Below are 23,925 nucleotides of genomic sequence, written 5' to 3'. Positions count from 1 at the left end.
TGGAATAGATTTTCTAAAAACAATATTTGTTTTCGGCAATAATTTTAGCACTAATAGTTCTTCTAATTTCGACAATGTTTGGCATATTAGTGTATTTGGTATAACGTCTCAATCCCATTAACATCATGCGTTGTTCATCGCCTTCGGCAAAAGAAATAATGCTTTCTTTTCCTTTTTGGGTAACGATATCAACTGCTTTATACAGATACAACTTTGCCATCGCAATTTGTTCTTTGATATTGGCTTCTCCTAACTTTTTGGCTAATTTTTCGGTTCTCAGAATACAAGATTCAGCCATGTAAATTTCGATTAGAATATCAGCAGAAGCAATCAATAATTGTTGGTGTTCGTCTAAATCAGGACCGTATTTTTGGACAGCACCACCGGCAACCATTAAGAAGGCTTTTTTCAATTTGCTGATCATTTCTTTTTCTTCAGAAAATAATTCAGAATAGTCAGGAGTGTCAAAAGACGGAATGCCCATTAAGTCTTCCTGTACTTTTGAAGCAGGACCTAATAAATCGACATGACCTTTCATGGCTTTTTTTATCAACATTCCTACTGAAAGCATTCGGTTGATTTCGTTTGTTCCTTCATAGATTCGGGTAATTCTCGCATCGCGCCAGGCACTTTCCATTGGCGTGTCTTCTGAGAATCCCATTCCGCCAAATATTTGAATTCCTTCGTCAGAACAATTCTGGATGTCTTCGGAAACGGCTACTTTCAGAATAGCACATTCTATGGCAAATTCTTCCACGCCTTTTAATTCGGCTTCCTGATGTGGAGCGCCTTCGCTTTCGCGAATGGAAATTCGTTCTTCTATGCTTTTGGCAGCTCTGTAAACAGCACTTTCGCCAGCGTAACAGCTGGTTGCCATCTCGGCTAATTTGTATCTAATAGCTCCAAATTTCGAAATAGGAACATTAAATTGGATTCTTTCATTGGAATACTTAGTTGCTCCCGAAATGATTCTTCGTTGTGAATCCAAACAGGCTGCAGCCAATTTAATACGCCCAACATTCAATGCGTTCATCGCAATTTTGAAACCATTTCCTCTTTCAGAAAGCATGTTTTCTACAGGAACTTTAGTTTCGTTAAAAAACACCTGTCTAGTTGATGAAGCACGGATTCCTAATTTATGCTCTTCTTCATTGGTGGAAATACCGTTTTCAGGATTGTTTTCTACAATGAAACCTGTAATGTTTTTATCGTCTTCAATTCGGGCAAAAACAATAAAAAGCGAACAAAATCCGGCATTGGTAATCCACATTTTTTGCCCTGTAATTTTATAATGTGTTCCGTCTTCAGATAAAACAGCTTTGGTTTTTCCTGAATTAGCATCACTTCCAGCTCCGGGTTCAGTAAGACAATAAGCACCAAACCATTCGCCGGAAGCTAATTTTGGAACGTATTTTTGTTTTTGTTCTTCTGTTCCGTATAAGGTGATTGGCAAGGTTCCAATTCCGGTATGCGCACCAAAAGCACTTGAAAAGGATCCTGTTGCTCCTGAAATGTAGTCGCAAACCAAAACCGTATCGACAAATCCCATTCCCATTCCGCCATAGGCTTCCGGAACAGAAATGCTCAAAAGTCCGAGTTCAGCGGCTTTGTGCATGCATTCAACAGTAAATGCAAAGTCTCTTTTTTCAAAACGGTCTTTGTTGGGCCAAAGCTCTTTATCAACAAATTCTTTGACCATATCGCGCATCATTCTTTGTTCTTCAGAGAAATCTTCTGGAATAAAAATATCTTCGCATTTTGTTTCTTTAACTAAAAACTGACCACCACGAGTCACGTTTTTTTCGATTGTATCTGCCATGGCTTATATTTTTTGTATGTTTTAATTTATGATTATTCTAAATCTTGTTATTTGGATGAAGGAAAGAATACTTTTGTCTATAATATTTCGTAAATCCCCGCTGCTCCTTGTCCAGTTCCTACACACATGGTTACCATGCCGTATTTACTGCCGCGTCGTTTCATTTCGTCAAATAATTGAACGGATAATTTTGCTCCCGTACAGCCAAGAGGATGACCTAAAGCAATTGCACCTCCGTTTACATTTACAATATCAGGATTCAAATCCAATTCTCTAATTACAGCTAAAGACTGTGAAGCAAAGGCTTCGTTTAACTCAATCAAATCAATATCTTTCAATTGTAATCCTGCTTGTTTTAAAGCTTTTGGAATGGCTTTTACAGGTCCAATTCCCATAATTCTTGGTTCTACTCCTGCAGAAGCATAATTTACTAATCTGGCTATAGGTGTTAAGTTTAATTCTTTTACCAATTCTTCGCTCATGATTAAAACAAAGGCAGCACCATCACTCATTTGAGATGAAGTTCCAGCAGTAACTGTCCCGTCAGCAGCAAAAACAGGTCTTAATTTGGCTAAGGCTTCTAGCGAAGTATCGGCTCTTGGGCCTTCGTCTTTATTGACAGTGTAAGATTTTGTTTCTTTTTTACCATTAGCGTTGATAAAAGTCTGTTCGATGTCAATTGGAACAATTTGACTTTCAAATTTGCCTTCAGCTTGCGCTTTTAATGCTTTTTGATGCGAATGATAAGCAAATAAATCCTGGTCTTCTCTGGAGATATTGAATTGTTTCGCAACGGCTTCGGCTGTTAATCCCATTCCCCAGTAATAATCTTCGTGACCCGCTTTGGCCACGGCATAATCTGGAGTGGGTCTGTAACCTCCCATAGGAATAAAACTCATGCTTTCGGCACCACCGGCAATAATACAATCCGCCATTCCCGATTGGATTCGGGCAGTTGCCATTCCGATGGTTTCTATTCCTGAGGCACAATATCGGTTTACGGTAACCCCAGCAACATCATTTATTTCTAATCCCATTAATGAAATGAGGCGTCCAAAATTCAATCCTTGTTCCGCTTCCGGCATTGCATTTCCTACCATAACATCATCAATGCGTTTTTTGTCGAAATCAGGCAATTCATTCATCATATGTTGAATGGTTTCTGCTGCCAATTCATCAGGACGTTTGAAACGGAATACACCTTTTGGGGCTTTTCCAACTGCTGTTCTGTATGCTTTTACGATATAGGCTGTTTTCATTTGTTTTTATGATTTTGAGATTATAGAAAATAGAATATAGACTGTTATAAAGTCTTAAATCTATATTCTGTTTTCTTTATTCTAATTTCTAAGAGGTTTCCCCGCTTTTAACATATATTGAATGCGTTCTAGAGTTTTACGTTCAGTACAAAGAGACAGGAAAGCTTCTCTTTCTAAATCTAATAGATACTGTTCGGATACCAATGTCGGTTCGGATAAATCACCACCAGCCATAACGTAAGCCAGTTTGTTTGCAATTTTTTTATCGTGTTCAGAAATGTAACTTCCGGCAACCATTTGGTCGGTTCCTACTAAGAACATTCCTAATGCTTGTTTTCCTAATACTTTAATATCATTTCTTCTGATTGGTTGGGTATAACCAGCTTCAGCCATTAATAACGCATGTTTTTTAGCTTCAGCAATTTGGCGGTCTTTGTTCACCACAATAATATCTTTTCCGTGTTGTAATAAACCGGTATCAAAGGCTTCATAAGCAGAAGTCGAAACTTTTGCCATGGCAATGGTCAAGAAATATTCTTGTAAAGTATTTAGTTCCACATCATTTTTTCGAAATAAATCGGAGGCACGTAAAGTCATTTCTTTTGAACCACCACCGCCGGGAATGACACCAACACCAAATTCCACTAATCCCATATAAGTCTCAGCAGCTGCAACTATTTTATCGGCATGTAAGCTCATTTCACAGCCACCTCCAAAAGTCATTCCGTGTGGAGCTACAACAACTGGAATCGAAGAGTATCTTACACGCATCATAGTGTCTTGGAAAAATTTAACAGCAAAATTCAATTCGTCATATTCCTGTTCTACCGCCATCATGAAAATCATTCCGATATTGGCGCCAACGGAGAAATTAGCGGCTTGATTCCCAATAACCAATCCTGAATATTCTTTTTCGGCTAAATCAATCCCTTTGTTTATGGCTTGTAATACATCACTGCCAATAGTGTTCATTTTCGTTTTGAATTCGATATTTAAAATTCCATCACCTAAATCTTCGATGATAGCACCACTATTACTCCATACTTTTTTGCTTTCGCGAATGTTGTTCAGGATGATAAAGGCATCTTGTCCCGGAACTTTTTCCTGTGATTTTTTTGAAATATCATAAAAATAGGTAGCGCCTTCTTTTACGGTATAAAAACTGTTGTTTCCTGAAGCCAGCATTTCGTTTACCCAAGGAGCAGGGGTATGTCCTTCGGCTTTTATTAGTTCGAATCCTTTTAAAACACCTATGGAATCCCAGATTTCGAATGGACCATTTTCCCAGCCAAAACCGGCTTTCATCGCATCGTCAATTTTGTATAGTTCGTCTGAGATTTCAGGAACTCTATTGGAAACATAGGCAAATAAGGCAGCGAAACTTTTTCTGTAAAATTCACCTGCTTTGTCTTGACCTTTTATTAAAATTTTAAAACGATCAATAGGTTTATCGATAGTTTTTGTAAGTTCTAAAGTGGCAAACGAAGCTTTTTTGGCAGCGCGATATTCTAAAGTGTTTAAGTCTAATGAAAGAATGTCTTTGTCTACTTTTTTATAAAAACCTTGTCCTGTTTTACTTCCAAACCATTTATTCTCGACCATTTTAGTGATGAATTCTGGGAGTTTAAATAACTCATGGGCTTCGTCCTCAGGGCAGTTTTCATAAATTCCGTTGGCAACATGTACCAAAGTGTCTAAACCAACTACATCAACCGTTCTAAAAGTAGCCGATTTTGGCCGTCCAATTACAGGGCCTGTTAATTTATCAACTTCTTCAATGGTCAGATTTATTTCTTTCACCAAATGAAACAAACTTTGGATTCCGAAAACTCCAATACGGTTTCCGATGAAAGCAGGAGTATCTTTGGCTACAACCGAAGTTTTTCCCAAGAATTTTTCTCCGTAATTATTCAAAAAGTCCAATACTTCAGTTGAAGTTTTTGGTCCAGGAATAATTTCGAATAATTTTAAGTAACGTGCAGGGTTAAAAAAGTGCGTTCCGCAGAAGTGTTTTTGGAAATCTTCGCTTCGTCCTTCACTCATAAAATGGATTGGAATTCCAGAAGTGTTAGAAGTCACTAAGGTACCCGCTGTTCTGTATTGGTCAATTTGTTCGAAAACCAATTTTTTGATGTCCAAACGTTCCACCACAACCTCGATAATCCAATCTACATTGGCAATTTGCGCCATGTCATCGGTTGTGTTACCGGTGGTGATTCTACTGGCAAATTTTGCGCTGTAAATAGGTGAGGGTTTCGATTTTAGCGAATTGCTCAAATGCTCATTTACAATTCGGTTTCTAACGGCTTTACTGTCCAGAGTGAGTCCCTTTTTGCTTTCCGCTTCGGTAAGCTCTTTTGGGACAATATCCAAAAGTAAAACTTCGACACCAATGTTGGCAAAATGACAAGCAATTCCTGAACCCATGATTCCAGAACCAATTACGGCAACTTTTTTAATTGTGCGTTTCATACGTTGTTACTATTTATTTTTATCTGAATATGTTTTCGCCTTTATTTCTTGTCTTTTTGAATCGTGGCGATTTCATTTTCGGTGTTTTCAGATTGGTTAAATATTTCTTTATCGTGTATTAATTTGTTGATGGTTTCGGCAACTTCTATGAAGTTTTCCCATTTTTCATCTGAGATATGTTTTTTAATACTTTCATTAAATTGGATAACGGTACTTTTAGACAAGGCTCTTTTTTCTTTGCCATAGTCAGTAAGGTAAATTAATACACCCCGACCATCATTTGGGTTTTTCTTTTTAACGATTAATCCTTTTTCTTCCATCGATTTCAATGTGCGGGTCAGGCTCGTGGGTTCCATTCCCATTTTAGGCCCCAAAGCCGTCGATGGCGTTCCTTTTTCTTTGTCGATACTTAATAATGCAAATCCTGTTGCCATTGTGGCGCCATACTTGGTAGCCTCTTCATTATACATTCTGGAAATAGCTTGCCAAGTTGCTCTTAAGATGTAATCTATCGTTTTGTTTTTCATGTGGCATGCTGATTAAGTTTCTTTCAAATAGAAAATTATTTTTTTATCATAATCATTTTATTTTAATCTAAAAATTATGATATTAGCATTGTTGTTATTTCAAATATAAGAAATAATAGTATGCGTGCATAATAAAAAACATCTATTTTTTTGTTAAAAAATGCTTTTGCTGTAAATAAAAAGGGATTGTTTCACACTGAATGAAACAATCCCTTTTTATTAGGTGAAAATACTATTTAGAAGCTATATATCTTCTTATATAAATCCTGATATTTTTCAAGAATATTTTTACGCTTCAATTTGAGTGTTGGAGTTAATTCGCCGCCATCAATAGACCAAACATCAGGAGTGAGTTCAAAACGTTTTATTTGTTCCCAATGACCGAATTTTGAATTAATAGTATCAATTTCCTGTTGGATACGGGCAATAACATTTTCGTTAGTGATTAAAGCTTGTTTTGTATTGTCAATCTCAATGTTATTCTTTTTAGCCCATTCGGTTACAAAATCAAAATTAGGCTGGATGAATGCAGCAGGCATTTTTTGGCCTTCGCCAATAACCATAATCTGTTCTATAAAGCGGGATTGCTTCATGGTGTTTTCAATAAGCTGAGGCGCAATGTATTTTCCTCCCGAAGTTTTAAACATTTCTTTTTTGCGGTCGGTGATTTTCAAGAAACCATCTGAATCCATATTTCCAATGTCTCCCGTATGGAAATAACCATCGGTGATTACTTCATTAGTAAGTGTTTCGTTTTTGTAATAGCCTATCATTACATTAGGTCCTTTACAAAGAATTTCTCCGTCTTCGGCAATTTTTACTTCTACATTATCGATTACTTTTCCAACAGTTCCAATTCGGAAACCAAAATTTCTCATATCGTTTACAGCAATTACAGGCGAAGTTTCGGTTAAACCATAGCCTTCCATAACAGGAATTCCTGCGGCTGCAAAAATTCGTGACAATCGGGTTTGTAAAGCGGCACTACCGGAAACCATCACTTCAAGCCTGCCGCCAAGGCCTTCCTGCCATTTGCTAAAAATGAGTTTTCTAGCAATTTTAAGTTGGAATTCGTACCAAAATCCATTCGCTCCATAAGGTTCGTATCGCAATCCTAAATCGATGGCCCAGAAAAATAATTTTCTTTTAATTCCAGTTAGTTCGGCTCCTTTAGCATAAATTTTGTCATATACTTTTTCGATTAATCTAGGAACAGCTGTAATTACGGTAGGTTGTACTTCTTTAATGTTTTCGCCAATTTTTTCTATGGATTCTCCAAAATAGATCGATACACCATAATATTGGTATAAATACAAAACCATTCTTTCGAAAATATGGCAAATCGGTAAAAAGCTCAATGCGCGACTCGCTCCGGCTTTAAAAGGAATTCTAGGTGCGCTACCTAAAACATTCGATACAATATTTTGGTGCGAAAGCATTACTCCTTTAGGATTTCCAGTTGTCCCAGAGGTGTAAATAATAGTGGCTAAATCTTCGGTTTTGATACTGTTTTTTCTAGTTTTTACTTCTTCTTGATTGCTTTCGTCTTCGCCAAGTACTGTTAATTCATTCCAATTTTTGCAATTGACAATAGTATTGAAACTATAGATTTCTTTAAGATGAAGTAATTTGTCTTTGATTAAGTTTATTTTTCTTAATACTTCTTCGTCAGAAACAAAACAATAGCTGGCTTCACAATGATTGAGAATGTATTCGTAATCAGATTCAGAAATAGTAGGATAGATAGGAACTGTTTGTGCCCCGGTTTGCAAAACACCTATATCAACAATATGCCATTCGGGTCTGTTGTTAGAAGAAATAATAGCAATTTTATCGTCTTTTTTTATTCCCATGTACAAAAGTGCTCTGGAAATGCTATTGGCTTTAGCAATATATTCTTGTGTAGATATTTTTACCCATACACCATTTTGCTTTGAAGCTAAAGCATCTGGAATTGTAGTAAACTCATCTTGTTGATGATACGGAAAATCAAAAATTCGGGTAATAGAAGTCATACTTACAGTTTTGGAATCCTATGCAAATTATAAAAAAATAACTGAATTTTCTTTTTTTTAGCAGTTAAATAAAGTAAAAAGAACAGCTAATTAGGGTTTGGGAAAATGACTTGTTTATTCGTTATCCACGTATTCTTTACTTCTTTCTCCCAAGATGAACATTTTCTTTTTTTCGAAGTGGATTGAAAAGTGCACACTTATCCAGTTTTCAGTATTATCGGTTGTTGTATTTGCTTCTTTGTTTTTGTACCAAAGCGTGTAAACTGCATAATTGAACCCTTTTTTATACATGGGTACTCCGTTTTCAAAACATTCAATTCCCCAATTGATGTTTACTTTAGATAAATCATGTTGTTGAAAAATTCCCAAGCCATTAGGATTTAACAGTACAATTGGTTCTTTGTCTCCTTCGAATAAATATGTTCCTGAAATAGGATAATCTATAGAGGTAGTGATATAATGTTCACCGTTTTGAGTAGTGATTTTTTCTGATTTATTTTGGGAATAAATAGTTGTTGCTAAGAATAAGAATGCGATTGAAAGAAATGGAGAAGGTTTCATTTTAATTTTTTGCCTGCAATCTAAAACAATTGAGTTTAAAATTATAAAGTTTCATCGTTTTTATATTTAAAAAGTAGTCAGTTGTTTTTGTTATAATCTGCTTAGTTAAGAAAAAGGAAACACAGCTATTATTTTAAAACTATATTTGCAGCCTTGGTATATTATAGCCAAACAATAAGAAACGTTTTTTTATGATGATGAAGGAAGAAATAGAGGTTATGAGTGCAATAACTCCGGAAGAAATAGACAGATGCATTGCTATATTATCCCAATTGAACACAGATACAGACCAAATTTTTGAAATTCCAAAAGAGCAAAGAACGGCTTTAATCAAAGCTGCAGGAATGTTCTCCAGACCAGACAGAGATGAGCTTTCCCGTAGAAAAAAAGATGGGAAATTAGCAGCTAAACGCAAAATGGAAAAGCGTGATCGAACTGCCCGAAAGGAAACAGGAATTCGTCATGCCCGTGAAGCGAGTATTTTTGTTGCACCAAAATTATTGGCTTTTAATGATTTGGCTCACAAAGAACAATTAGAACTGGAAACACCCAGAAATTGTTATGTGTGTAAAACAGAATTTACTAAAATGCATCACTTTTACGATACAATGTGTCCTGACTGTGGGGATTTTAATTATGCCAAACGTTTTCAGACTGCTGATGTCAAAGGTCAAATTGCCGTGATTACAGGTTCCCGATTAAAAATAGGGTACCATATTACATTGATGTTATTGAGAGGAGGAGCCACTGTTGTTGCTACAACTCGTTTTCCAGTTGATTCGGCTTTGCGTTTTGCAAAGGAAGATGATTTTATGGATTGGGGACATCGCTTAAAAATTCACGGATTGGATTTGCGACATATTCCTAGCGTAGAGATTTTTTGCAATTTTATTGAGCAAAAATACGGTCGATTGGATATTCTTATCAATAATGCAGCACAAACAATAAGGCGTCCTGCCGGGTTTTATACTCATTTAATGGAAAATGAAGAACGTTCCATAACTTCTTTACCTAAGCAAGCCCAGGAATTATTATTAGATCATATTAATTGTTTGGACGAGTTGAAAGTGTTGACATCAGCTGCTTCTTCTAATCAAAATATGCCGGTAACTTGGCATGGACCTGAACCTGGGATTGGTTTGCGGGCTTCCGCCAAATTATCTCAGATTCCATATAGTTTTGACAATACACTGGTGGCCAATGAAGTTTTTCCGGAAGGAGAACTAGATGCCGATTTACAACAAGTAGATTTAAGAAAAACAAATAGCTGGCGTTTGAAATTAGGACAAATTGAAACTACTGAAATGATTGAAGTGCAACTCGTTAATTCTGTTGCGCCTTTTGTGTTGTGTAATCGCCTTTCGGAAGTAATGAAAAAAGATAACACAGGCAAAAAACATATTATTAACGTTTCGGCAATGGAAGGAAAGTTTTACCGTGATTTCAAGGAAGACCGTCATCCGCATACTAATATGGCTAAAGCTGCTTTAAATATGCTTACACATACGGCTGCAGGAACTTTAGCTAAAGACGGAATTTTCATGAATGCTGTGGATACCGGTTGGGTAACCGATGAAGATCCCGCAGAATTAGCAAAAAAGAAACAGGAATTAGAAGATTTTCAACCGCCTCTGGATATTGTTGATGGTGCGGCAAGAGTAATGGATCCTTTGTTTGATGGAATCAACATTGGGAAACATTGGTGTGGAAAATTCTTGAAAGACTATAATCCTATTCCTTGGTAAACGTTTTTTAAATCAAATAATTAAGTGTAAAGCAATAGAATTGCAAACCACAATAGAATTAAATTTTTATTGTGGTTTTTTTATTTTTCATTGTAAGAAATATCTAAGAAACTATAGTTTTTATCTATTTCAAAAATATTTTTGATAGTAAAATTTGCGTAAATTAGCAATGCAACTTTTAAAAAATATAAAAAATTAGATATTATGGAAAATACAAACAATTCAAACGGTGGGGGGAAATGTCCATTTTCAAGTGGTATTGTTAAACAAAGTGCGGGTTCAGGTGCGACCAATAATGATTGGTGGCCGAATCAGTTAAAGTTGAATGTTTTGCGTCAGCATGCTAATTTTTCTAATCCAATGGGAGCCGATTTTAATTATGCTGAGGAATTTAAATCGCTTGATTTAGCTGCTGTTAAAAAGGATATTTTTGATTTGATGACTTCGTCTCAGGACTGGTGGCCTGCTGATTATGGACATTATGGCCCATTTTTTATTCGAATGGCATGGCATAGTGCAGGGACTTATCGTATAGCTGATGGTAGAGGAGGAGGAGGTTCAGGTTCACAGCGTTTTGCTCCGTTGAATAGCTGGCCTGATAATGTGAATTTAGATAAGGCCCGATTGCTTTTGTGGCCAGTTAAAAAGAAATATGGTAAGAAAATCTCATGGGCTGATTTAATGATATTGGCAGGGAATTGTGCTTTAGAATCCATGGGATTGAAAACTTTTGGTTTTGGAGGTGGACGTGAAGATATTTGGGAAACCGAACAGGATATTTATTGGGGAGCAGAAGGGAAATGGTTAGATGATAAACGTTACAATGGAGATCGTGAATTAGAAAACCCTTTAGCTGCGGTTCAAATGGGATTGATCTATGTAAATCCGGAAGGGCCAAACGGAAATCCAGATCCTGTGGCTTCGGCAAGGGATATTCGTGAAACTTTTGGTCGAATGGCAATGAATGATGAGGAAACAGTAGCCTTAGTTGCAGGAGGTCATACTTTTGGAAAAACTCATGGTGCTGCCGATCCTAGTCAGTATGTAGGTGTTGAACCTGAAGCAGCTAGTATTGAACAACAAGGTTTAGGATGGAGAAACACTTTTGGGAAAGGACATGGAGAAGATACGATTTCAAGTGGTTTAGAAGGAGCCTGGACTACTACGCCAACAAAATGGAGTAATAATTATTTTGAAAATCTTTTTGGTTTCGAATGGGAATTGAGCAAAAGTCCAGCTGGTGCACACCAATGGAAACCTAAAAATGGTGCGGGATTAGGAACTGTTCCCGATGCACATAATCCATCAAAAAGTCATGCACCAACGATGCTTACTGCCGATTTAGCTTTGCGATTTGATCCAATTTATGAAAAGATTGCGAGAAATTTTTATGAAAACCCAGACCAGTTTGCCGATGCTTTTGCGCGAGCCTGGTATAAATTGACGCATCGTGATATGGGACCAATTGCCCGTTATCTGGGGCCAGAAGTGCCAAGTGAAGAATTAATTTGGCAAGACCCAATTCCGGCTGTAAGTCATAAATTAATTGATGCCACTGATGTTTCTTCACTTAAAGCAAAAATCTTAGATTCAGGATTGTCTGGGTCTGAGTTGGTTTCTACCGCCTGGGCTTCGGCATCTACTTTTAGAGGTTCAGACAAACGAGGTGGTGCCAATGGTGCCCGCATTCGATTAGCTCCTCAAAAAGATTGGGAAGTCAATAATCCAGCGCAATTAGCAAAAGTAATTTCAAAATTAGAAGCAATTCAAGCGACATTTAACGCTGCACAATCAGACGGAAAGAAAGTTTCTCTTGCGGATTTAATTGTGTTAGGAGGAGGTGCAGCCATTGAAAAAGCAGCTAGTAATGCCGGTTCTAAAATTGAAGTTCCTTTCGCTGCAGGAAGAACTGATGCAACGCAAGAACAAACTGATGTAGAATCTTTTGCTGTTTTAGAGCCTATTGCTGATGGATTCCGTAATTATTTGAAAACAAAATATGCTGTATCAGCTGAAGAATTATTTGTTGATAAAGCCCAATTGCTGACGCTTTCTGTTCCAGAGTTGACTGTGTTAATAGGCGGAATGCGTGTGTTGAATACTAATTTTGATCAATCAAATCATGGAGTATTTACCGCTAGTCCAGAAGTATTGACTAATGATTTCTTTGTGAATTTATTGGATTTTGATACAACATGGAAAGCTACTTCAGATTCTCAGGATGTTTTTGAAGGTCGCGACCGTAAATCAGGTACAGTGAAATGGAAAGCAAGTCGTGTGGATCTTATTTTTGGTTCTAATTCTGAATTGAGAGCTATCGCTGAGGTTTATGGATGTACCGATTCTAAAGAGAAATTCGTGAAAGATTTTGTAGCAGCTTGGAATAAAGTCATGAATTTAGATCGTTTTGATTTGGTTTAGTTTTTATGTTTAAAATAAAAACCCGACAGCTTTTAGAAAGTTGTCGGGTTTAATTTATAAGTTTTTCAGAATCGGGTTATACGATTTTGTAAATTTTGGTAATATCTTTTAAGATTTCCTCAAAGTCAATTTTCAAGTCGATTAATTCTCCGGAGTGAATGTCAAAAACCCAACCGTAAACTTTTAGATTTCGTTCGCTGTTTGCTTTTTGAACTTCGGCAGTTTTAATCACATTGATACATTGTTCCTGTACGTTTAATTCAACAAGTCTTTTGTATTTTTCTCCTTCATCAGTAATAGAATCCAGTTCTTCCCTGTGAATTCTATATACGTCTCTAATGTTTCTCAACCAAGGGTTTAGAATTCCTAAGTCAGATTGTTGCATAGCAGCAAGAACCCCACCACAACCATAATGACCACAAATTACAATATGATTTACTTTTAGACTTCCAACAGCATAATTAATAACTGACATAGAATTCAAGTCGGTATTAGGAACCATATTAGCAATGTTTCTGTGAACAAAAACTTCACCAGGTTGTAAACCCATCACTTCTTCGGCAGTAACACGACTATCAGAACAACCAATATAAAGGATTTCAGGTGATTGTCCAGCGCCTAATTTGTCAAAATAAGCAGGGTCGCCTTGCAGTTGTTTAGCGATCCACTTTTTGTTGTTTTCAAAAATTTGTTTGATGTCCATGTTTTGTATTTTTTTTCAAATATAAGGGGTAATTGCAATGTAAAAAAAGAAGACTCTTGTAATCTCACAAAAAAGTCCCATCTTTTTATATTGCTGTATGAAAAGTTGGGACTTTAGTATTAGGTAGCAACAATTATGATTGAATTAAAGTATATTCAGTATAAATTAGCTTTTTGTATTCTAAAAACAGCATTATAGTTTGAGCTTTCAGGATATATTTTACAATCTTTGAACTCAAAAAAAAGCTATATGAGTAAGACAAAAGTAATAATCAATAATAATGGTTCAATAAAAATTGAGGGTGATTTCGAAATTATGGACTGTGATGGAAATGTTTACGGATTAGAAGGAAGAACAGCTTTAGGACTTTGCCGTTGTGGATTATCTTCTAATAAACCTTTTTGTGATGGTTCTCACCGTAATAATTTTGCACATGAACCTAAGGCATTTGATTTGCCACCAATGAAAAAATAAAATTTCACATTAAACAAAAAAGCTGCATTTCATAATGCAGCTTTTTTGTTTCTCTTTTAAGACTAGTAAAGAGTTTTATCCTTCAATTTTAGCAGAAAGCTCAAACCAGCGTTCTTCTTTGGTTTCCATCTTATTGATGATGTTTTCCAGTTCTTTTGCTTTTTTCTCGATGTCTGCATCAGCTATTTTTCCTTCTGAAAATAATTGTTCGATTTTAGTTTTTTCAATTTCTAAATCTTTGATTTCGCGTTCGATTTTTTGATATTCTTTTTGCTCGTTAAAAGTTAGATTTCCTGTTGGATTTTTTTGTTTCCAATCTTTCTTTTCGGCTTTGTTTTCTTCTTTTTGTGCTACATCGGCACTGTCTTCATACGCTCTAAAATCAGAATAGTTTCCAGGGAAATTTTCGACAACACCCTGACCTCTAAAGATAAATAAGTGGTCTACAATTTTATCCATAAAATAACGGTCGTGAGAAACTACCAATAAACAACCTGGATAATCTAAAAGGAAACTTTCTAATACATTTAAAGTCACGATATCCAAATCGTTTGTAGGCTCATCCAGAATCAAGAAGTTTGGATTCTGAATCAAAACAGTACATAAATACAAACGTTTCAATTCGCCACCACTTAATTTGTCTACAAAATCATATTGTTTTTTAGCATCAAAAAGAAAACGTTCTAACAATTGGGAAGCCGAAATGATTCTTCCTTTTGCCAACGGAATAAATTCTCCGTATTCCTTGATAATATCAATAACGCGTTGTCCCGCTTTTGGGTTGATACCACTTTGAGTATAATATCCTATTTTGATGGTATCACCTTTAACTACTCTTCCTGAATCTAAAGGTAAAGTTCCTGTCAATAAATTCAAGAAAGTCGATTTTCCAGTTCCGTTTTTACCAATGATTCCAATGCGTTCACCACGTTGAAAATCAAAACTGAAATTGTCTAAAATAACACGGTCTTTGAATTTCTTCGAAATTTTGTGAAGCTCGATAATCTTACTTCCCATGCGTTCCATGTTGATTTCGAGTTCTACTTTGTTCTCTTTACGGCGACTTTGTGCTTTTTCTTTGATGATGTAAAAATCATCCTGACGCGATTTAGACTTGGTTGTTCTCGCCTTTGGCTGACGGCGCATCCATTCTAATTCTTTAACGAATAAATTTTGGGCTTTATCCACACTGGCGTTTTCAGAAGCAATTCGTTCTTCTTTTTTCTCTAAATAGTAAGAGTAATTTCCTTTGTACTGGTATAGTTTTCCGTTGTCTAATTCTAAAATTTCATTACAAACACGTTCTAAGAAAAAACGGTCGTGCGTAACCATAAACAAAGTGATATTTTCTTTAGCAAAATACGATTCTAACCATTCAATCATTTCCAAATCCAGGTGATTCGTAGGTTCGTCAAGAATCAATAAATCTGGACGATTAATCAAAATGATAGCTAGGGAAAGACGCTTTTTTTGTCCTCCGGAAAGATTTTTTACTTTTAATTTAAAATCTTCCAGTTTTAATTTGAACAAAATTTGTTTGTATTGGGTTTCAAAATCCCAGGCATTGTGCTGATCCATACCGTCAAAAGCTTTTTGATAAGCTTCTTCGTCTTCTGGATTTTCTAATGCTTTTTCGTATTGCTCAATTACTTTTAAGGTTTCATTGTCAGAGGCGAAAATGCTTTCTTCAATGGTTAATTCGTCTTGTAAATTATTGTCCTGCGAAAGAAATGCCATTCTGATTCCTTTTCTTAAAACCACTTGTCCTGTATCAGGTTCGTCTAAACCATTGATAATGCTCATGATTGTGGTTTTTCCAGAGCCGTTTTTGGCTATAAAGGCAATTTTTTGGTCTTTGTTGATTCCAAAAGAAATGTTTTCAAAAAGGGTTCTTTCTCCAAAAGATTTGGATATATTTTCGACAGATAAATAATTCACAGTTGTAATTTTTTTGGCAAAAGTAAACTATTTCATTGATTTGCTACTAGTTTATTGTTTTAGGCTGCGGCTTTTGATTTTGAAGAAATGAATTCAAAAAAGGACTTAAATTGATTTCATGCAGTTTTTGAGGAACGTTTAGGATTGGTTTTAGCTGTAAATGCTCGTTAGTCAGATAATAATGAATGCCATCAAATGTAGCGATGCCTTCTATTTGATGAAAGGGGATTTTTAAATTTATTTTTCGTTTGTTTCCAGATAAAAAATCCGAATCCTTAAAATCATATAAAAGATATAGAAAAGGTTTTCCGTTTTTGGAATAACCACAAAGAACAATGGTTTTTTGCGAGGGCATAAATGTAGCACCGCTTACAAGTCCTTCGGTATTAAGCGAAGCTTTTACTTTTGCTACGTGATTTCCAGTAGAATTAGGTAAGGAATAAATTGTGGTTTGTTGTGTTTTCCATTCTTTGGTAAACAGATAAATGCTGTCCTGATAAACTAAAAATGCCTCACAGTCAAAATTAGTTGCATTACTGGCTTGTGGACTAAAATCGGTTTGGTTTTCATATACAAAAGTAATGGTGTCGCATTTTGGGTTTTGGTCATAAATAGTGCTTTTATTGGTTTTTAAGATGTGGAGGTTTGTCCGGTTGCCTTGGTAGTTGTTGCCGAAATCTCCAATATAAATGTAATTTTCGTCTTGCGTGATTTCTTCCCAGTCCTGATTAATTACGTTAGAAAGCGTGATTTTTTTCCTGATTTTCCCTGATACATCCATGCCGTAAAGTGTGGTGTCGTGGTCGTCGTTGTGTGTCCACAACAGAGAATCGAATGCAATAAGACCAGAAGTTTCAGGAATAGAATCTGAAATAATACTTGAAAAATCAGGTTTTAATTTGGTTTTTGAATAAGAGCAGCTGCCGTCATTTATTGTTGCATTTGGATTGAAATTTTTAGCCATAGCATCGGTGCAGCCACTTATTTGGGAATAAGTGAAGTTACAGATAAGGCAAAAAATCAGAAAATGGATTTTCATAAAGGACATTAACTTTGGCTGCATCAAAAATAAGCCAATACTTTTAGATTATGTAATTGTGTTTCGAATACTATTTGGGTAAGTGTAAGCTAGAATTGGTTTTAAAAATTGGAAAAAAATCGGTATTTTAGAGGTAGTAATAGAAGAAATAACGGTTTTACGGCTGTTGTTGTGTTAACTCAGGTTAATTTATTGTAAAAAAATAAGCTGTTGAAAGGCTTGTTTTTTTGTCGAATTAGTAAAAAATGATGTATTTAGTATTTGATTTTTATTAATAAGTAGATTATTATTTTGAAAATGAGTTGCTTGCTATAATTAATATAGGAAAGCTGCATTTAATATAATTTATGTTTTAAGAATTTAGTAATTTCGCAAACAGAAATTAAAAAACTACCTTTTAGGTTAACAATATGGCAAGATTCGAATTAAAGCTTCCGAGAATGGGAGAAAGTGTCGCAGAAGCAACCATTACAAACTGGTTGAAACAAGTAGGCGATAAAATTGAAGCCGATGAGGCAGTGCTAGAAGTTGCTACCGATAAAGTAGATAGTGAAGTACCTAGCGAAGTTTCGGGTGTTTTAGTAGAACAATTGTTTTCAAAAGATGATTTGGTTGAGGTAGGACAAACTATTGCAATCATTGAGACAGAAGGGGAGGATGAAGATGCGGTGGTTGAGGTTGAAGAAACAATAGCACCAGAGATAATAGAAGAAGTAACAAAAACGATAGAAATAGCAAAAGAAACGGTTGCTGTTCCAGCAATAACAAATAGCAATTCTGAAAAATTCTTTTCGCCATTAGTGAAAAACATTGCAGCTGCCGAAGGAATTGGTATCGAAGAATTGGAAAAAATTCCAGGTACAGGAAGCGAAGGCAGAGTGACTAAGAATGATATTTTAGAATATCTGAAAAACAGAACAAATGCGCCTCAGGTTGAAGCTGTAAAAGAAGTTGTTGAGGTTGTTGAGGCAGTTTCTTCAAAATCAGTTGCACCGGTTTCTGTGAGTGGTGGCGACGAAATTGTCGAAATGGATAGAATGCGCAAGTTGATTGCGGGTTATATGATTTCTTCTCAACAAACATCTGCTCATGTTTATTCTTTTATAGAAGTTGATATGACCAATATTGTAAAATGGCGTGAAAAGCATAAAAATGAATTTGAGAAAAGAGAAGGTGAAAAGCTGACTTTTACCCCTATTTTTATGGAAGCTGTTGCTAAGGCATTGAAAGATTTTCCTGGAATGAATATTTCAGTTGATGGTGATTATATCATTAAAAAGAAAAATATCAATCTGGGTATGGCTGCTGCTTTACCAAACGGTAATTTGATTGTTCCTGTAATTAAAAATGCAGATCAACTCAATTTGGTAGGTATGGCAAAAGCTGTAAACGATTTAGGAAATCGAGCAAAATTAGGAAAGCTGAAACCAGATGAAACTAAAGGAGGAACTTATACAGTGACGAATGTTGGTTCCTTTGGAAGTGTTTTTGGTACACCAATTATCAATCAGCCGGAAGTGGGGATTTTAGCCCTAGGTGCTATTAGAAAAGTACCGGCGGTAATTGAAACTCCAGAAGGAGATTTTATAGGAATTCGTCAAAAGATGTTTTTAACTCATGGTTATGATCATCGTATTATTGATGGCGCTTTAGGCGGAATGTTTGTGAAACGAGTTGCCGAATATTTAGAGAATTTTGATATTACAAGAACTATTTAGTTTTGAAATTTATATCAGCAAACCCGTGTCGTTTTTAAAACGAGACGGGTTTTCTTTTTTAAACTCTTGTTTAAATCAAACTCAAAACTTTATATTTGTAGCTATATATTATAAAGATGGAATTAAAACTCAATAGACCTATCTGCTTTTTTGATCTTGAAACTACAGGAATTGATATTGGAAAAGACAGAATTGTGGAAATCTCAATATTTAAAGTTTTTCCAAACGGAAATAAAGAAAGCAAAACATGGCTGGTGAATCCTACGATTCCAATTCCACCACAAACTACCGCTGTTCACGGAATTACCGATGAAAAAGTAGCTAATGAACCTACTTTTAGTGAACTGGCTTCTCAGGTTTACAATATGATAAAAGACAGTGATTTGGCTGGATTTAATTCAGATCGATTTGATATTCCGCTTTTGGCAGAAGAATTGCTTCGTGCGGGAGTAGATTTTGATATGAAAAACAGAGTTTCTGTCGATGTTCAAACTATTTTTCATAAGATGGAAGAGCGTACTTTGAGTGCTGCTTTAAAGTTTTATTGTGGTAAAAGTTTAGAAAATGCCCATTCGGCAGAAGCGGATACAATAGCTACTTATGAAATCCTGAAAGCACAATTAGAACGTTATCCTGATTTAGAAAACGATATGAAATCGCTTTCGGAATTTACAACCAGAAAAAAAATAGCCGATTTTGCCGGAATGATTTCTTTTGATAAAGATGGCGATGAAATATTTACTTTTGGAAAACACAAAGGAGTAAAAGTGGATGTTATTTTAGAAAAAGAACCAGGCTATTTTAGTTGGGTTCAAAATGCTGATTTCCCTTTGTATACTAAAAAGGTATTGACCGCAATTAAATTAAGAAAGTTAAATACGAAATAGATTTCAGTTAGCAGTTTTCAGATGGCAGTCTGAAATCTGAAATTTGAAGTCTGAAATCTGAAAAAAAATGAAGATAATTTGTATTGGTCGCAATTATGCCAGTCATATTGAAGAATTACAAAATGAACGCCCAACTGAGCCGGTAATTTTTATCAAGCCGGATTCGGCTATATTGTTAAAGCAACATCCTTTTGTGATTCCTGAATTTTCAGAAGATGTGCAGCATGAAGTTGAGGTTATTGTAAAGATTAATAAGGTAGGGAAGTATATTGAACCTAAATTTGCTCATAAATATTATGATGAGATAAGTGTAGGGATTGATTTTACAGCCCGTGATTTGCAAAATGATTTAAAATCTAAAGGTTTGCCTTGGGAAAAAGCAAAAGCTTTTGATGGTTCGGCTGTGATTGGCGATTTTTTACCCAAAGAGCAATTTAGTTCGTTAGAAAATCTTACTTTTGAATTGAAAAATAATAATCAAACCGTTCAGGAAGGTAATGTTAATATGATGTTGTGGAAAATAGATGAGTTAATTGCTTATGTTTCACAATATTTTACTTTAAAAATAGGAGATATTATTTTTACGGGAACTCCTAAAGGTGTTGCAAAGGTAAATCCCAACGACGTTTTGGAAGGATATTTAGAAGGACAAAAACTATTTAGAATACAAATAAAATAATGGCTTTAAACTATAACTTAGCAAAAGTGTATGCAATCTCAGATAATGATCAAGAGTTTGTAAACGAAATTCTAACCTTGTTTGTAAATGATGTTCCAGAAGATTTGGCACAAATAAAAGAGGGGATTAAGAAGAAAGATCATAAGCATGCCTATGCTTATGCACATAAAATCAAGCCAACTTTAGATTTGTTGGGGATGACAGTAGCTTTTGAAGAAATTCTTCAGGTAGAAGCCTGGACTAAAGAAGAGGGCAAAAGAAAAGATATTGAACATACTTTTGATAGTATAAAAACTCAGGTAAAAGAAGCAATTAAGGAGATTAAGAAAGACTTTGACTTATAATTTTTAGGTCTCCATTTTTTAAATAAAAAAACAACAAGAATCAACATTCAATTTTTTTGAATGTTGATTTTATTTTATAAGGATTTTAAATTATCAGATTAATAGATGAAAGCAACCATTGTTACTATAGGAGATGAGATTTTAATAGGGCAAATTATTGATACCAATTCGGGGTTTATTGCAAAATCCCTGGATAAAATAGGAGTAGAGATTCATGAGATGATTTCTATTAGTGATGATAAGCAACACATTCTGGATACTTTTGTAAAATTGCAAAATAAAGTCGATTTGGTAATTATTACAGGAGGTTTAGGGCCTACTAAGGATGATGTCACTAAAAAAACATTCTGCGATTATTTTGAGGATGAATTGATTGTCGATCAGGCGGTTTTAAAGCATGTTACCCAATTAATTGAAGGTTTTTATAAACGAACCATTACCCAAATCAATAAAGATCAGGCGTTGGTTCCATCGCGTTGCACGGTACTTCATAATCAGGTGGGGACAGCTCCAGGAATGTGGATGAAAAAAGAAAATACGGTTTTTGTTTCGCTGCCGGGAGTGCCATTCGAAATGAAATATTTGGTAGAGAATGAGATAATTCCAAAGGTTGTCAAAGAATATGACCGACCTTATATTATCCATAAAACGATTCTTACGTATGGACAAGGTGAAAGTATGGTGGCGGAGCGAATTGAAGATTGGGAAAACAGCTTGCCTGAATTTGTTAAATTGGCTTACTTGCCAGCTCCGGGAAGAGTGCGTTTGCGTCTTTCGGCCAGAGGAAAGGATAAAGAAGAATTAGAAAAAACAATTGATTCTTACGTGGTTTCTTTAGATGCGATTATCAATGATATTATTGTTGGTTTTGAAGAAGATGAAACGATTGAGGTTTTAGTGGGTAAAATGCTGAAAAAACAGCAAAAAACTATTGCTACGGCCGAAAGTTGTACGGGAGGTCAAATAGCGGCAAGTTTGTCATCGGTAGCGGGAGCTTCGGCTTATTTTAAAGGAAGTGTAGTTTCTTATGCAACTGAAACAAAGGTAGCTGTGTTGGGGATTCCTGCAGATTTGATAGAAGGGCATTCGGTTGTAAGTGCTGAGGTGGCTAAAGCTATGGCTTTGAATGTTAAGAAGCTGATGAATACCGATTATGCACTTGCTACAACTGGAAATGCCGGACCAACAAAAGGAGATGAAAAAGCCGAATTAGGAAGTGTTTTTATAGCTTTGGCTACTCCAAATGAGGTAATCGTAGAAGAGTTTAATTTTGGTCAACCACGTGAAAAAGTGATAGATAGAGCGTTGATTAAAAGTTTAGAAATGCTAAAGAAAGAAATTTTTAAAAATGTCTTGTAATTTTTTTGTTTGAACCGTTTATTTTTCTTTTCTTTGCACCCTGATTTTGAATAACGATATAAAAGATAAGTATAATGTCAAGAGTTTGTGACCTTACAGGTAAAAGAGCGATGGTAGGAAATAACGTTTCTCACGCTATGAACAAAACTAAGAGAAAGTTTTCTGTAAACTTAGTTAAAAAGCGTTTTTATCTTCCAGAAGAAGATAGATGGATTACTCTTAGAGTAGCAGCATCTACGATAAAAACAATTAATAAAAATGGAATTTCTGCTGTTTTGAAAAAAGCACAGTCAGAAGGATTTATAAAATAATCTTTTCCTAAATAAATATATAGCAAGATGGCAAAGAAAGGTAATAGAATCCAGGTAATTTTAGAATGTACTGAGCACAAAGCTTCAGGTGTTGCTGGTACTTCAAGATACATAACAACTAAGAACAAAAAGAATACTCCAGACAGATTGGAAATTAAAAAATTCAACCCTGTATTGAAGAGAGTAACTGTTCACAAAGAAATTAAGTAATAATTAGAAATTTTAATCCAAAATCTCAAAATGCTTACATTTAAGAGGTTTATTAAAATTCAAAATAACATTTAAATCATGGCAAAGAAAACCGTAGCATCGTTACAAACTTCTTCTAAGAGATTATCAAAAGCCATTAAAATGGTTAAATCTCCAAAAACTGGCGCATATACTTTCGTAGAAACTATCGTTGCACCTGAATTAGTTGATGAATTCTTGAAAAAGAAATAATTCATAAAAGCATATATAGAAAAGCTACTTTCTTCAGGAAGTAGCTTTTTTATTTTCTATATTTACTCTTTGAAAGTGGTATTAGTATTTATTTGCTAATACTCTTGTTATTAATACTGTATATACGATGAGTTTTTTTAAAAGAATATTTTCTACAGAGAAAAAGGAAACCTTAGATAAAGGTCTGGAAAAAACAAAAACTACTTTCTTTTCTAAATTAAGTAAAGCGATAGTAGGGAAGTCTAAGGTTGATGATGATGTTTTGGATAACCTGGAAGAAATTCTGGTTTCTTCGGATGTAGGTGTTGATACTACTTTAAAAATAATAACCCGTATAGAAAAACGTGTTTCTGAAGACAAATATTTAGGTACTTCAGAGCTGAATCAAATTCTACAAGAAGAAATTGCAGCTTTACTTTCAGAAACTAATACCGGTGAAGCAACCGAATTTGTAATTCCTGTTAATGTAAAACCTTATGTTTTAATGGTTGTTGGAGTTAACGGAGTGGGTAAAACTACTACTATCGGGAAACTGGCTTATCAGTTTAAAAAGCAAGGCTACAAGGTGGTTCTTGGGGCGGCTGATACTTTTAGAGCTGCTGCTATTGATCAATTACAAATTTGGGCTGACAGAGTTGATGTGCCAATAGTAAGACAAAATATGGGTTCTGATCCGGCTTCTGTAGCTTTTGATACACTACAATCAGCTGTGGCTCAAGATGCCGATATTGTAATTATTGATACAGCGGGACGTTTGCACAACAAGATTAATTTGATGAACGAATTGTCGAAAGTAAAACGTGTGATGCAAAAAGTAGTTGCCGATGCACCTCATGATGTATTGTTAGTTCTTGATGGTTCTACTGGTCAAAATGCTTTCGAACAAGCCAAGCAATTTACTGCTGCAACCGAAGTAACTTCATTAGCTGTAACTAAACTTGATGGTACTGCTAAAGGCGGTGTTGTCATTGGAATTTCAGATCAATTTCAAATTCCTGTAAAATACATAGGAGTAGGTGAAGGTATTGAAGATTTACAAGTCTTTAATAAATTTGAATTTATCGATAGTTTCTTTAAATAAAAAATAAATATGTTTTCTTCATTTAAAAATATAACGCCTGTAGCTTTCTATTTCGCAAGTGTTATCAGTTTTGTTTTAGCCAATGTTTTAAAAGATAAAAGTTTGACTTTTTATTATATTTTGTTGGTTTTG

At 35.2% G+C, this 23,925-nt stretch carries 21 protein-coding genes; 12 read left to right on the top strand and 9 right to left on the bottom strand.

Going from position 1 to position 23,925, the window contains the following annotated elements; all coding sequences use genetic code 11:
* Positions 1 to 13 precede the first annotated feature (13 nt).
* The 6 genes from EOD40_RS06395 to EOD40_RS06370 all read right to left on the bottom strand — a co-directional run bounded on the left by EOD40_RS06395 (position 14) and on the right by EOD40_RS06370 (position 8,653).
* Positions 14 to 1,819 carry an acyl-CoA dehydrogenase family protein gene (locus tag EOD40_RS06395; protein WP_128194069.1) on the bottom strand — a complete coding sequence of 602 codons (1,806 nt, stop codon included), beginning with the start codon at positions 1,817 to 1,819 and terminating at the stop codon, positions 14 to 16.
* Positions 1,820 to 1,896: 77 nt separating this feature from the next.
* Positions 1,897 to 3,078 carry an acetyl-CoA C-acyltransferase gene (locus tag EOD40_RS06390; RefSeq protein WP_128194068.1) on the bottom strand — a complete coding sequence of 394 codons (1,182 nt, stop codon included), beginning with the start codon at positions 3,076 to 3,078 and terminating at the stop codon, positions 1,897 to 1,899.
* An 81-nt stretch (positions 3,079 to 3,159) separates the two neighbouring features.
* Positions 3,160 to 5,550 carry a 3-hydroxyacyl-CoA dehydrogenase/enoyl-CoA hydratase family protein gene (locus EOD40_RS06385; RefSeq protein WP_128194067.1) on the bottom strand — a complete coding sequence of 797 codons (2,391 nt, stop codon included), beginning with the start codon at positions 5,548 to 5,550 and terminating at the stop codon, positions 3,160 to 3,162.
* 41 nt (positions 5,551 to 5,591) lie between these two features.
* Positions 5,592 to 6,077, bottom strand: coding sequence for a MarR family winged helix-turn-helix transcriptional regulator (locus tag EOD40_RS06380; protein WP_128194066.1), 486 nt, complete (start codon positions 6,075 to 6,077; stop codon positions 5,592 to 5,594).
* Positions 6,078 to 6,313: 236 nt separating this feature from the next.
* A complete protein-coding gene (locus EOD40_RS06375; protein WP_128194065.1) occupies positions 6,314 to 8,092 on the bottom strand; it encodes an AMP-dependent synthetase/ligase in 1,779 nt (592 codons plus the stop codon).
* Between the two features lie 114 nt (positions 8,093 to 8,206).
* A complete protein-coding gene (locus tag EOD40_RS06370; protein ID WP_128194064.1) occupies positions 8,207 to 8,653 on the bottom strand; it encodes a hypothetical protein in 447 nt (148 codons plus the stop codon).
* A 194-nt stretch (positions 8,654 to 8,847) separates the two neighbouring features.
* On the opposite strand from EOD40_RS06370, the gene EOD40_RS06365 reads away from it, so the two are divergent.
* Both EOD40_RS06365 and katG read left to right on the top strand, forming a co-directional pair.
* Positions 8,848 to 10,398: an SDR family NAD(P)-dependent oxidoreductase gene (locus EOD40_RS06365; RefSeq protein WP_128194365.1), complete on the top strand. Its 1,551-nt coding sequence runs from the start codon at positions 8,848 to 8,850 to the stop codon at positions 10,396 to 10,398.
* A gap of 204 nt (positions 10,399 to 10,602) precedes the next feature.
* On the top strand, positions 10,603 to 12,819 hold the full coding sequence (katG, locus tag EOD40_RS06360; protein WP_164905459.1) for a catalase/peroxidase HPI: 2,217 nt from the start codon (positions 10,603 to 10,605) through the stop codon (positions 12,817 to 12,819).
* A gap of 76 nt (positions 12,820 to 12,895) precedes the next feature.
* On the opposite strand, the gene EOD40_RS06355 is transcribed toward katG, so the two are convergent.
* Entirely contained in the window at positions 12,896 to 13,522 is a 627-nt protein-coding gene (locus tag EOD40_RS06355) for a carbonic anhydrase (protein WP_128194062.1), read from the bottom strand.
* Between the two features lie 249 nt (positions 13,523 to 13,771).
* On the opposite strand from EOD40_RS06355, the gene EOD40_RS06350 reads away from it, so the two are divergent.
* Entirely contained in the window at positions 13,772 to 13,996 is a 225-nt protein-coding gene (locus EOD40_RS06350; protein ID WP_128194061.1) for a CDGSH iron-sulfur domain-containing protein, read from the top strand.
* Positions 13,997 to 14,071: 75 nt separating this feature from the next.
* Here the strand turns inward: EOD40_RS06350 and EOD40_RS06345 are convergent, their stop codons facing one another.
* Complete coding sequence (locus EOD40_RS06345; RefSeq protein WP_128194060.1) at positions 14,072 to 15,934, bottom strand: ABC-F family ATP-binding cassette domain-containing protein; 1,863 nt, start codon at positions 15,932 to 15,934, stop codon at positions 14,072 to 14,074.
* Positions 15,935 to 15,980: 46 nt separating this feature from the next.
* The gene (locus EOD40_RS06340; protein WP_128194059.1) at positions 15,981 to 16,973 is read right to left on the bottom strand and encodes a T9SS C-terminal target domain-containing protein; all 993 of its coding nucleotides are present in this window, start codon (positions 16,971 to 16,973) and stop codon (positions 15,981 to 15,983) included.
* A gap of 410 nt (positions 16,974 to 17,383) precedes the next feature.
* Here EOD40_RS06340 and EOD40_RS06335 point away from each other — a divergent pair, with 410 nt between their 5' ends.
* From EOD40_RS06335 to ftsY, 9 genes are all read left to right on the top strand, one after another.
* The gene (locus EOD40_RS06335; protein ID WP_128194058.1) at positions 17,384 to 18,691 is read left to right on the top strand and encodes a dihydrolipoamide acetyltransferase family protein; all 1,308 of its coding nucleotides are present in this window, start codon (positions 17,384 to 17,386) and stop codon (positions 18,689 to 18,691) included.
* A 116-nt stretch (positions 18,692 to 18,807) separates the two neighbouring features.
* Positions 18,808 to 19,578, top strand: a complete 771-nt coding sequence (locus EOD40_RS06330; RefSeq protein ID WP_128194057.1) for a 3'-5' exonuclease — start codon at positions 18,808 to 18,810, stop codon at positions 19,576 to 19,578.
* A gap of 67 nt (positions 19,579 to 19,645) precedes the next feature.
* Positions 19,646 to 20,257 carry a fumarylacetoacetate hydrolase family protein gene (locus EOD40_RS06325; protein WP_128194056.1) on the top strand — a complete coding sequence of 204 codons (612 nt, stop codon included), beginning with the start codon at positions 19,646 to 19,648 and terminating at the stop codon, positions 20,255 to 20,257.
* Positions 20,257 to 20,601 carry an Hpt domain-containing protein gene (locus tag EOD40_RS06320; protein ID WP_128194055.1) on the top strand — a complete coding sequence of 115 codons (345 nt, stop codon included), beginning with the start codon at positions 20,257 to 20,259 and terminating at the stop codon, positions 20,599 to 20,601. Before EOD40_RS06325 ends, EOD40_RS06320 begins: the two co-directional genes overlap by 1 nt.
* Before the next feature lie 105 nt (positions 20,602 to 20,706).
* Complete coding sequence (locus EOD40_RS06315; RefSeq protein ID WP_128194054.1) at positions 20,707 to 21,960, top strand: CinA family nicotinamide mononucleotide deamidase-related protein; 1,254 nt, start codon at positions 20,707 to 20,709, stop codon at positions 21,958 to 21,960.
* A 74-nt stretch (positions 21,961 to 22,034) separates the two neighbouring features.
* Positions 22,035 to 22,271, top strand: a complete 237-nt coding sequence (rpmB, locus tag EOD40_RS06310) for a 50S ribosomal protein L28 (RefSeq protein ID WP_007805815.1) — start codon at positions 22,035 to 22,037, stop codon at positions 22,269 to 22,271.
* A 27-nt stretch (positions 22,272 to 22,298) separates the two neighbouring features.
* Entirely contained in the window at positions 22,299 to 22,481 is a 183-nt protein-coding gene (gene rpmG, locus EOD40_RS06305; RefSeq protein WP_011963553.1) for a 50S ribosomal protein L33, read from the top strand.
* A gap of 78 nt (positions 22,482 to 22,559) precedes the next feature.
* The gene (locus EOD40_RS06300; RefSeq protein ID WP_081824680.1) at positions 22,560 to 22,712 is read left to right on the top strand and encodes a DUF4295 domain-containing protein; all 153 of its coding nucleotides are present in this window, start codon (positions 22,560 to 22,562) and stop codon (positions 22,710 to 22,712) included.
* 127 nt (positions 22,713 to 22,839) lie between these two features.
* Positions 22,840 to 23,793 (top strand): signal recognition particle-docking protein FtsY, encoded by a 954-nt coding sequence (ftsY, locus tag EOD40_RS06295; RefSeq protein WP_128194053.1) that lies wholly within the window; start codon positions 22,840 to 22,842, stop codon positions 23,791 to 23,793.
* Positions 23,794 to 23,925: the final 132 nt, after the last annotated feature.

The sequence above is a fragment of the Flavobacterium sufflavum genome, from assembly GCF_004016525.1.
In the GTDB taxonomy this organism is placed as follows: Bacteria; Bacteroidota; Bacteroidia; order Flavobacteriales; family Flavobacteriaceae; genus Flavobacterium; species Flavobacterium sufflavum.
Note: the sequence above shows the minus strand (reverse complement) of the source record. Positions and strands in the feature narration are given on the sequence as shown.